General features: G+C 67.5%; 8 protein-coding genes and 2 pseudogenes. 5 read left to right on the top strand and 5 right to left on the bottom strand.

From position 1 onward, the window contains the following. Positions 1–576 (bottom strand): pirin family protein (locus I0Q12_RS34480; protein WP_231611778.1); only part of this gene is annotated, 576 nt, incomplete at its 3' end. Between the two features lie 17 nt (positions 577–593). Between I0Q12_RS34480 and I0Q12_RS34770 the strand changes: the two are divergent. Together I0Q12_RS34770 and I0Q12_RS31040 are read left to right on the top strand one after the other, a co-directional pair. Continuing rightward, positions 594–1058: pseudogene (locus I0Q12_RS34770) on the top strand (winged helix-turn-helix transcriptional regulator); the annotation flags it as partial. A gap of 61 nt (positions 1059–1119) precedes the next feature. Further along, entirely contained in the window at positions 1120–2082 is a 963-nt protein-coding gene (locus I0Q12_RS31040) for an endonuclease/exonuclease/phosphatase family protein (protein WP_307846668.1), read from the top strand. Positions 2083–2160: 78 nt separating this feature from the next. Here the strand turns inward: I0Q12_RS31040 and I0Q12_RS31035 are convergent, their stop codons facing one another. The 3 genes from I0Q12_RS31035 to I0Q12_RS31025 all read right to left on the bottom strand — a co-directional run bounded on the left by I0Q12_RS31035 (position 2161) and on the right by I0Q12_RS31025 (position 5671). Further along, a complete protein-coding gene (locus I0Q12_RS31035) occupies positions 2161–3309 on the bottom strand; it encodes a thiolase family protein (protein ID WP_197257834.1) in 1149 nt (382 codons plus the stop codon). A gap of 34 nt (positions 3310–3343) precedes the next feature. Continuing rightward, on the bottom strand, positions 3344–3763 hold the full coding sequence (locus tag I0Q12_RS31030) for a Zn-ribbon domain-containing OB-fold protein (RefSeq protein ID WP_197257832.1): 420 nt from the start codon (positions 3761–3763) through the stop codon (positions 3344–3346). A 204-nt stretch (positions 3764–3967) separates the two neighbouring features. Continuing rightward, on the bottom strand, positions 3968–5671 hold the full coding sequence (locus I0Q12_RS31025) for an MBL fold metallo-hydrolase (RefSeq protein ID WP_231611777.1): 1704 nt from the start codon (positions 5669–5671) through the stop codon (positions 3968–3970). 151 nt (positions 5672–5822) lie between these two features. On the opposite strand from I0Q12_RS31025, the pseudogene I0Q12_RS31020 reads away from it, so the two are divergent. The 3 genes and pseudogenes from I0Q12_RS31020 (at position 5823) to I0Q12_RS31010 (ending at position 8423) form a co-directional block, all read left to right on the top strand. After that, positions 5823–6949, top strand: a pseudogene (locus I0Q12_RS31020) (NDMA-dependent alcohol dehydrogenase). A 35-nt stretch (positions 6950–6984) separates the two neighbouring features. Then, positions 6985–7812 (top strand): serine hydrolase, encoded by an 828-nt coding sequence (locus I0Q12_RS31015; RefSeq protein WP_197257823.1) that lies wholly within the window; start codon positions 6985–6987, stop codon positions 7810–7812. Positions 7813–7916: 104 nt separating this feature from the next. Further along, positions 7917–8423, top strand: coding sequence for a DUF3145 domain-containing protein (locus I0Q12_RS31010; RefSeq protein WP_197257821.1), 507 nt, complete (start codon positions 7917–7919; stop codon positions 8421–8423). Between the two features lie 94 nt (positions 8424–8517). Here the strand turns inward: I0Q12_RS31010 and I0Q12_RS34470 are convergent. After that, positions 8518–9381: carboxyl transferase domain-containing protein (locus tag I0Q12_RS34470; protein WP_307846666.1), on the bottom strand; the 864-nt coding region annotated here is incomplete at its 5' end.

The following is a 9381-nucleotide window of genomic DNA, read 5'->3' as shown; positions in this document are numbered from 1 at the left end:
GGGTTCGGCATCGCCGTAGCGTCCCGCGATCACCTTGATCGTGGCCGTGCCGCCGTCCGGGCCGCGGACCGCCACGACGGGGATGTCCTCGTTCCACTGCATCGTGAACTCGGGTGACGCGGCCTTGCCGGTGGCGGGCAGATTCAGCCAGATCTGGAACAGTTCGAACGGATTGTCGGCGTTCTGTTCGAGCAACGGGAACATCTCCGAATGCGAGACGCCGTTGCCCGCGGTCAGCCACTGCACGTCACCCTGCCCGTAGCGCGCGGTCGCGCCGGTCGAGTCGGCGTGGTCGACGTAGCCGCGTTCGACGATGGTGATCGTCTCGAAGCCACGGTGCGGATGCGCGGGAAAACCGGGCACCGTCCGTCCGTGATACATGCTCCAACCCGCTGGGTTGTCGAAGTCGCTGCCGAGATCGTGGCCGTCCACCCACGCCGGGCCGAGGTTCGCGGTTCCGGCAGGGTAGCGGTCGACGTGGTGCATCGCGAACAGGAAGGGATCGAGCGCCTGCCAGGGGCGGCCGAGGCGGAAGACGCTGCCGGTGTGGGAGCCGTGAGAGCGCTGCGTGGTCATGAGAACACTCCGTCCATGTGGTGCCGAGCTTGTGCCCACTACAACCGAACCGAAGGTACTTTCATTCCGAAAGTGGATTGTACTGCGGTTATAGTGGAGTCGTGGCCACAACGAGCGGCAAGGTCCCGCGATCGGACGCCGAATACGCTGCCGTCGCCGCAGCGGCGGCAGCGGCCGTCGCGAGTCGTCCGGGTGGGGCCCGCAGCCTGACCGTCGACGACGTGCTGTGCGGCGAGTCGTCGGTTCGGTCGGCGCTGGACACCATCGGGGGAGCGTGGTCGATCCTGGTCCTGACCGCATTGCGCAGCGGACCGTGCCGATACAGCGAGATCAAACGTGCCGTCCGCGGAATCAGCGATCGCCGGTTGTCGGGCACGCTGCGGGACTTCGTACGCGACGGGCTGACGGAACGGCGGGTGCTGAGCACCATCCCGTCCCACGTGGAGTACGAACTCACTCCGCTGGGGCGGGAGGTGAGCGACTCGGTGAGCACCTTCGTCGTCGACATCATGCGGCTCGCGCCGCCGTGGTTGTCTGGTCGGCGTGACGACGAAGTGGGTGCGGCCGGCGATCGGGGTTCTCGCGTGGATCGCGACGGCGATCGGAGCGATCGGGGTGGCCCTGCATCTCAGTCCGTCGTCGGCGCGTGTGCTCGTGCTCGCCGCATCGGGGGCGCGGTACCTGATGGCCGGCGCGGTCGTCGGGGCGGTCGCCTTCGTGGCACTCCGGCGCTGGATCGGCGGGGCGGTCGCGGGGCTCGTGGTGGCCGGTGCGGTCGTGACCCAGGCGCCACTGCACGTCGGGAGCGCGGCCGCGGTCGACGGCGTCGACGTGCAGGTGATGCAGACGAACATTCTCTTCGGGGGAGCCGACGCTGGCGCCGTGGTGGGTGAGGTCCGCGAGCGGAACGTCGGGATCCTCACGGTCGACGAGTTGTCGCCGGAGGCCGTCGACGCGTTGAGCCGGGAAGGTCTCGACGAGCTGCTGCCGCACCGGTACGTCTCGCCCGCCGTCGGTGCGAACGGAACCGGGATCTGGAGTGCCTACCCGCTGTCCGGCACCGTCGAATACGACGGGTTCGTGATGAGCCAGCTCTCGGCGACCGCCGAAGTTCCCGGTGTCGGACCGGTCGCGGTGTACGCCTTCCATCCCGTGCCGCCGGTCTTCGGTACCCGCGTGTGGGCCGACGAACTGTCCCGGCTGAAGGACATTCTCGAGCGAACCCCCGGGACGCTGCCGGCGATCGTGGGCGCCGACTTCAACGCCACCTTCGACCATGCGCAGTTCCGCGCGCTGCTGTCCGGACGTTTCGGTGATGCCGGCGAACAGGTGGGTGCCGGGAATCTGGTCACCTACCCGACCGACAAGCGGCTCCCACCCGTGGTCGGCATCGACCACATTCTCGTCGCGGGGGGACGGGCGACAGAGGTGACGGCCGTGGACATTCCGGGTGCGGACCACCGTGCGGTAGTAGCCCGGATCGTTCTGGATGCCGACCGGCCGTAGAACAGGCGACGCCGCCCAGGCCCCGGGTTCTCCATCTCGAACGAGACGGGAACCCGGGAACCGTGGCCGGCGTGTGGCTCAGAGGGACAGGATCGACGCCGCCGCCGTTCCCGGCGCGCCGTAGACCTGCGCGAGGCCGACCCGCGGGTTGTTCGGCACCTGACGGTCGCCGGCCTGTCCTCGCAACTGCAGCACGAGCTCGTGGACCTGGCGGATACCGGACGCACCGATCGGTTCGCCGTTGGCGATGAGACCTCCGTCGGTGTTCACGGGCATCGACCCGCCGATCTCGGTGGCACCCTCGGCGAGCAGCTTCTCCTGGTCACCGTCCGCGCACAGTCCCGTCTCGGCCATGTGGATGACCTCGGCGCCGGCATCGGTGTCCTGGAGCTGCGCGACGTCGACGTCCTCGGGGCCGATGCCGGCGGCCTCGTACGCAGCCTTCGCCGCGTACACGGTCGGGGAGACGTCCTCCTCGAGAGCGGCCCAGGTCGCGTGCACTTCGTAGGCACCGTACGTGCGGGTGCGAATGGCGGTGGAGCGCAGGAACACCGGCTTGTTCGAGGTGTACTTCGAGACCAGGTCGCCGCGGCACATGATGACCGCAGCTGCACCCTCGTCGGGAGCGCAGAACATCTTGGCGGTCAGCGGGTAGTTCAGCATCGGCGACTCGAGAATCTCCTCGAGGCTGAACTCGGTGCGGCGGAAGGCCTTCGGATTGAGGCCACCGTTGCGGTAGTTCTTCGCCGCGACCCGGGCCAGCGTCTCGTGCGAGATGTTGTGGTCGATGCAGTACCGGTTGGCCTTCATGCCGAAGAACTTGGTGGTGACGAACTGGCCGTTCTCGGCATACCAGGCGGGCAGGCCGAGCATCGCGGGATCGGCGGTGAACGCGCCGCGCGGATGCTTGTCGGTGCCGACGGCGATGCCGATGTCGTACTTGCCGGAGCGGATACCGTCGGCGGTCTGCTCGATCGCGCTGGCCGACGTGGCGCAGGCGTTGAATACGTTGGTGAAGGGGATGCCGGTCAGGCCCACCAGCCGCGTCACCGAGTCGGTGTTGTCGACCTCGTAGCTGCCGCCGATGCCGAACTGGATGTCCTTCCACGCGACACCCGAATCCTCGAGTGCGAGTTGGATTGCGTCGGCCGCCATCTCGATGGCCGACTTGGTGCCGAATCTGCCGAACGGGTGAAGGCCCACACCGATGATGGCAACGTCGTTCATAGTTTCAGGGACTCCTCGATCAGGTGTGTACGGATCAGATCGGCGCGAACGCCCACGTGACGATCTCGGTTCCGTCCTCGTCGGTGTAGAACGGAACGAACGTGAGCTCGAGCTCCATGCCGGGCTGCAGCTTGGCCGGGTCGGTCTCGGTCACTCGCGCCTCGACGCGCACGACATCGCCGAGCTGGATCAGTCCGAAGACGAACGGCTTGAAGGTGGCCGCGGTTTCGTTGCCCGCGTAGGGCTGCTTCGGGACGAATCCCTGCGTCGTCCAGGCCACCAGCGTGCCGCGCCGGGGGAGCAGCAGATCCGAGATGTTCGCGCCGCTGCAGCGCGGGCAACGCGGCTGCCGCGGCCACGTCGTCGCGGAGCAGTCGTCGCAACGGCTGCCGATGAGCTGCGGATCCTCCGCAGGCCAGGTCGAAACGTCGGGCGCGAGCGCCTTCGTTGTCATGAGCACGTCCTCCGTTGTCCGGTGCCGTCGCGACCGCTTGTCGTCGCATTCCGGCATGCTGCTCACGTTAGACGGAAATGACGTTCTCTACAACGAGAGCGCTGTATTCACACGGTCGCGCCAGTCGGAGAAGTCTTCGGCCGGGGATGACGGCCGGGGATGACGGCCGGTCGGTCGCGGGACTCGAGGAGGAGACTCGAGGAATCAGTAGCGCATGCGGCGCCGCCGCGGGGCCCGCTTGCGCCGCTTGTGTCGCGGCTGATCGTCACGGAGTCGCGACTCGGCCACGTGCTTCGGCCGCGCTCCGGAGGTGTAGTAGCTCTCGAGCACGGCGTTCATGTCGGCGATCGCTTGTTCCCTCGCGCGACGGTCCTCGATCCGCAACAACTTCTCGCGCAGATCCACGGCGAAGGCGGCGTATTCGTTCTGCCAGTCCCGGCCGGTCATGTCCGCGCGCGGCTCGGCGGTGCCGAGCGGTTCGGCCGGTCCGCCGGCGTGCAGGCGGTACCGCGCTCCGAGGTCCGGGGCGACCACGGTGAGTGTCGGATCGAGTTCCTGTGCGGCGCCGGCGAGAGCTGCGAGCCCATCGGGTTCGCCGTGGTCGAGGAACACCGCTCCGGAGACGGGTGTGCGGTCACGCAGCCACTCGATCAACTCGTCGTGGTCGGCGTGCGCGGAGTAGGTGTCGATACGCCGGATCTGTGCCCGCACGTCGACGTCGGACCCGGAGATGCGCACGCGCTCGGCGCCGTCCAGGATGATGCGGCCGAGCGAGCCCTGCGCCTGGTAGCCGACGAACAGCACCGTCGAGTCGTGGCGACAGAGGTTGTTGCGGAGATGGTGGCGGATCCGTCCCGCCTCGCACATGCCGGACGCGGCGATGATGATCGCACTCGAGAAGGTGTCGATGCGCATCGACTCCTCGGCATCCTGCGTGTACTCGAAAGCGGGGTGGCGGAAGATGTTTCGGCCGTCGAGATCCTCGAGTTCCCCGGCGTACCGGGCGAAGACGTCGGTGGCACGAATCGCCAGCGGTGAATCGACGAACACCGGTACCTGGGCGATGCGGTTCTCGTCGACGAGGTGGGCGATGTCGAGGAGCAGTTCCTGGGTCCGTTCGAGAGCGAACGAGGGAATCACCAGATTGCCACCGCGGCCGAGGGCACGATTGATCTCGTCCTCGAGTACCGCCCGGCGTTCCGCGATGGTGCACCGCGGTCGTGTCCGACCTCCGTACGTCGACTCGCACACCACGTAGTCCAGATGTGACGGCCCCTCCGGATCGGCCTGGAACGCTTTGTGTTCGGGCCCGAGATCCCCCGAGAAGAGCATCCGCACACCGCCCACCTCGAGCTCGACGGACGCCGAACCCAGGATGTGGCCTGCGTTCCACAGGCGGGCGCGGAATCCGGGAACCGGTTCGAACCACTGGTCGAGCGGCACCGGCCGGGTGTGGCGCCAGGCTTCGAGCGCGTCGGCCTCGGTGTATATCGGTGCGAACGGCTTGTGGCCGGCGCGGTCTCGTCGCCGGTTCCGGCGTTCGGCCTCGAATTCCTGGATGCGGCCGGCGTCGGCGAGCATGAACTCGAGCAGGTCGGCGGTTGCGGCCGTGCAATGGATCGGGCCTGCGAAACCTTTGGCCACCAGTTTCGGTAGGAGCCCGCAGTGGTCGATGTGGGCGTGCGTGAGGATGACGGCGTCGACCGAATCCGGATCGAACGGGAACTCCGCGAGGTTGAGTCTCTCGAGGCTCCGGGAGCCCTGGAACAGACCGCAGTCGACGAGGATCCGTCGGCTGTCGAAGGTGACTTCCATGCACGAACCGGTCACGGTCCGGGCGGCACCGTGGAAGGTGATCTCCGGAAATTCTGTCACGGGTTCCTCCACCGCCTGGGCTGCGCGAGGCATCGCGAGTGGATCCACGCTATCCGATGCGACTCGACCCGGTGGTGATGGCCTTCGACACCTCGCGACCGTTCAGTGAGAACCTGTTCCAATTCCAGCCGAATGTGGTTATCGTCACGTGCGGAAGTTCGAATGTGATGGAGGGTGATGTCAGATGAAGACCAAGGGTGCGCTGCTCTGGGGATCAACGAGCCGTGGTCGGTCGAGGAGATCGAGCTCGGCGATCCCGTTGCGGGCGAAGTGCAGATCCGCATGGAAGCGGCCGGACTGTGCCACTCCGACCATCACATCGTCACCGGCGCCACGCCGATGCCCAGCTACCCGGCGATGGGCGGACACGAGGGTTCCGGCGTCATCACCAAGGTGGGTGAGGGCGTCGTCGGGCTCGAGGTCGGCGACCACGTCGTGCTCTCGTTCATTCCCTCGTGTGGGCGGTGCCCGTCGTGTGTCACCGGGCATTCCAACCTGTGTGACCTCGGCGCCGGCCTGCTCAGCGGCCAGGCCATCTCGGACGGCACCTACCGCGTCCAGGCTCGCGGGGAGAACGTCATCCCCATGTGCCTGCTCGGTACGTTCTCGCCGTACATGACGGTCAACCAGACCCAGGTCGTCAAGATCGACAAGGATGTCCCGTTCGAGCTGGCCGCGCTGGTCGGCTGCGGCGTGCCCACCGGATGGGGATCGGCCACTCACATCGCCGACGTCAAGGCCGGCGACTCGATCGCGATCATCGGCGTCGGTGGTGTCGGCATGAGCGCGCTGCAGGGTGCGGTCGCGTCGGGTGCCCGCCACGTCTTCGCCATCGATCCGGTGCCCTGGAAGCGGGAGCAGGCCCTGAAGTTCGGTGCCACGCACGCCTACGCCTCGGTCGAAGAGGCCATCGTCCCGATCATGGAGATCACCTGGGGCAGGATGTGCCAGAAGACGATCATCACCGTCGGCGAGATGACGGGCGAGATCGTCGACCCCGCGCTGACCATCACGGCCAAGGGTGGTCGGTGCGTCATCACCGCGATGGGCTACATGTCCGACATGGACGTCAAGCTGAACTCCTACCTGTTCGCCATGCTGCAGAAGGAACTGAAGGGCAACATCTTCGGCGGCTGCAACGTTCGCGTCGACATCCCGAACCTGCTGGACCTCTACAAGTCCGGGCAGCTCAACCTCGCGGACATGGTCACCCGCACCTACAGCCTCGAGCAGATCAACGAGGGCTACCAGGACATGCTCGACGGAAAGAACATCCGCGGCGTCATCCGCTACACCGAAGCAGACTGGTGACAACCGGACTCGCGCCGGTCTTCTAGTCTGGACCGGTGCGCAGTCTGGAGCTCGTTTCCCAATGGCCGGTCGACCACGCCGCCGCCGCAGTTCTGACCCGCGGCGGCGTGGTCGGCACCGTCGGTGATACCGCCGAGGTGTATCCGCTGGCGTCGGTCACCAAGCCGCTCGTTGCGTACGCGGTGCTCGTCGCCGTCGAGGAAGGGGCGATCGAACTCGACCAGCCGGCGGGCCCTCCCGGATCCACGGTCCGTCATCTGCTGGCCCACGCCTCCGGTCTCGCATTCGGGGAGCAGAAGGTCCAGGCCGAACCCGGCCGCAAGCGCATCTACTCGAGCGCCGGATTCGAGGTGCTCGCCGATCTGATCGCCGACGAGACCGGAATCGCGTTTCCGGACTACCTGACCGAGGCCGTGTTCGAACCGCTGGGCATGCGCGAATCCACGCTGCCCGGGCCCGCGGGGCACGGCGGTCACTCGTCGGTCGCCGACCTGTCCCTGTTCGCCGCCGAACTGCTCGTCCCCACACTGATCTCGGAGGAGACGTTCGCGGCCGCGACCTCCGTCCAATTCCCCGGGCTCGACGGTCTCGTGCCCGGTTACGGCATGCACAAGCCCAACGATTGGGGCCTCGGATTCGAGATCAGGGGGCACAAGAGCCCGCATTGGACCGGATCGGCCAACTCGCCTCGCACTTTCGGACATTTCGGGCAGTCCGGCACGTTCCTCTGGGTCGATCCCGAACCGGGCATCGCGTCCGTCGTACTGACGAACCGCGCCTTCGGAGACTGGGCGAAACCCCTGTGGCCCGCGTTTTCCGACGCTGTTTTGGGTGAGATCACAGAAACCTCTCCGGTTCGCTAGCGAAACACCGGTCACAGGGGCAAACTGTTTCGAGTGTCGCCGGGTGCGACCGCCGTGGACGACGGGCGTTGGGGAAGACGTTCTCGTCGAACACGGAGGTGTGTATGCGCGCGTCGAACCAGTTCGCGGATGCGACAACAGGAGTGGTCTACATCCACTCCTCGCCCGCTGCTGTGTGTCCACATATCGAGTGGGCGCTGGCTGCCACCCTCGACAGCCGGCCCGATCCGACGTGGATCGGCCAGCCCGCGGATCCGGGCCTGCTGCGCACCACCGTCAACTGGACCGGCCCGGTGGGCACCGCCGCGAGGATCGTCGACGCCCTGCGGGTGTGGCAGATGCTGCGTTTCGAAGTCACCGAGGATCCCAGCGAAGGTGTCGACGGCGAGCGCTACAGCTACGCTCCCGGCCTCGGATTGTGGCGCGGCAACACCTCGGCCAACGGGGATGTGGTGGTCGGTGAGGGCCGTCTGCGTGCCCTCCTGGCGTCGGGCAACCTGGCCGCCGAACTGCATCGGGCCCTCGGGACCGCGTGGGACGAAGTGCTCGAGCCGTACCGCAGCGGCGGCGACGGCGCCGAGGTCACCTGGCTGCGCCGCAACGTGGGCTGACCCGCTACGGTTCCGAGGATCGAACCTCCCGAGACGAATACGCCGAAGCCCTTCCGGATCGCGGATCCGGAAGGGCTTCGGTCGTGTCTGCGTCCTACAGGGGAATGTTCTTGTGCTCCCCGCGCGCCGGAGCCGCGGCGGCGAGCGCCGCGGTGAGGGTGCTGCGGGTGGTGGCGGGATCGATCAGTTCGTCGACGACGCCGATGGACATGGCCCGCCCGACACCCCCGGCGATCGCCTCGTGTTCGGCGGCGAGACGGTCGTGCAGCGCTTCGCGCTCCTCGTCCGGCGCGGCAGCGAGAGCGCGCTTGTGGAGGATGCCGACGGCGGCCTTGGCGCCCATCACGGCGACCTCGGCCTCGGGCCACGCGAACACGGCGGTCGCGCCGAGCGCACGCGAGTTCATCGCGATGTACGCGCCGCCGTAGATCTTCCGGGTCACCAGCGTCACCCGGGGCACGCGTGCTTCGGCGAAGGCGTGCAGCAGCTTCGCGCCGCGGCGCACGACGCCCTCCCATTCCTGGCCGACACCCGGCAGGTAGCCGGGGACATCGACGACGACGACGAGGGGCACACCGAACGCATTGCACATGCGCACGAACCGCGCGGCCTTCTCGGCGCTCTCCGAGTTGAGACATCCGCCGAGCCGTAGCGGGTTGTTGGCGATGACCCCGACCGTACGACCGCCGAGGCGGCCGAATCCGGTGACGATGCTGCGTGCCCAGTTGCCTTGCAGCTCTTCGAAACTCGATTCACCCTCGACGTTGTCGAGGAGTTCGTGGACGATCGGCCGCACGTCGTAGGCGCGCCGCGGGGATTCGGGGAGCAGCGCCCGCAGGTCGGTGTCGCCCCGAGCGGCGAGCTCGATGTCGAACTCAGCCTGATCGGCGAGCATCGACACCAGGCGCCGCGCGCGGTGGAGCGCGTCCTCTTCGTCCTCGGCGGCGATGTGCGCGAC

This window comes from Rhodococcus sp. CX (assembly GCF_015865005.1).
Taxonomy (GTDB): Bacteria; Actinomycetota; Actinomycetes; order Mycobacteriales; family Mycobacteriaceae; genus Rhodococcus.
This window is presented reverse-complemented; position numbering and strand designations above follow the sequence as displayed.

What these genes read in the sequence shown, in the direction of transcription:
- I0Q12_RS31030 (WP_197257832.1), bottom strand. Translation starts at nt 3,763, where the DNA reads ATGACAACGAAGGCGCTCGCGCCCGACGTTTCGACCTGGCCTGCGGAG.
- I0Q12_RS31035 (WP_197257834.1), bottom strand. Translation starts at nt 3,309, where the DNA reads ATGAACGACGTTGCCATCATCGGTGTGGGCCTTCACCCGTTCGGCAGA.
- I0Q12_RS31025 (WP_231611777.1), bottom strand. Translation starts at nt 5,671, where the DNA reads ATGCCTCGCGCAGCCCAGGCGGTGGAGGAACCCGTGACAGAATTTCCG.
- I0Q12_RS31010 (WP_197257821.1), top strand. Translation starts at nt 7,917, where the DNA reads ATGCGCGCGTCGAACCAGTTCGCGGATGCGACAACAGGAGTGGTCTAC.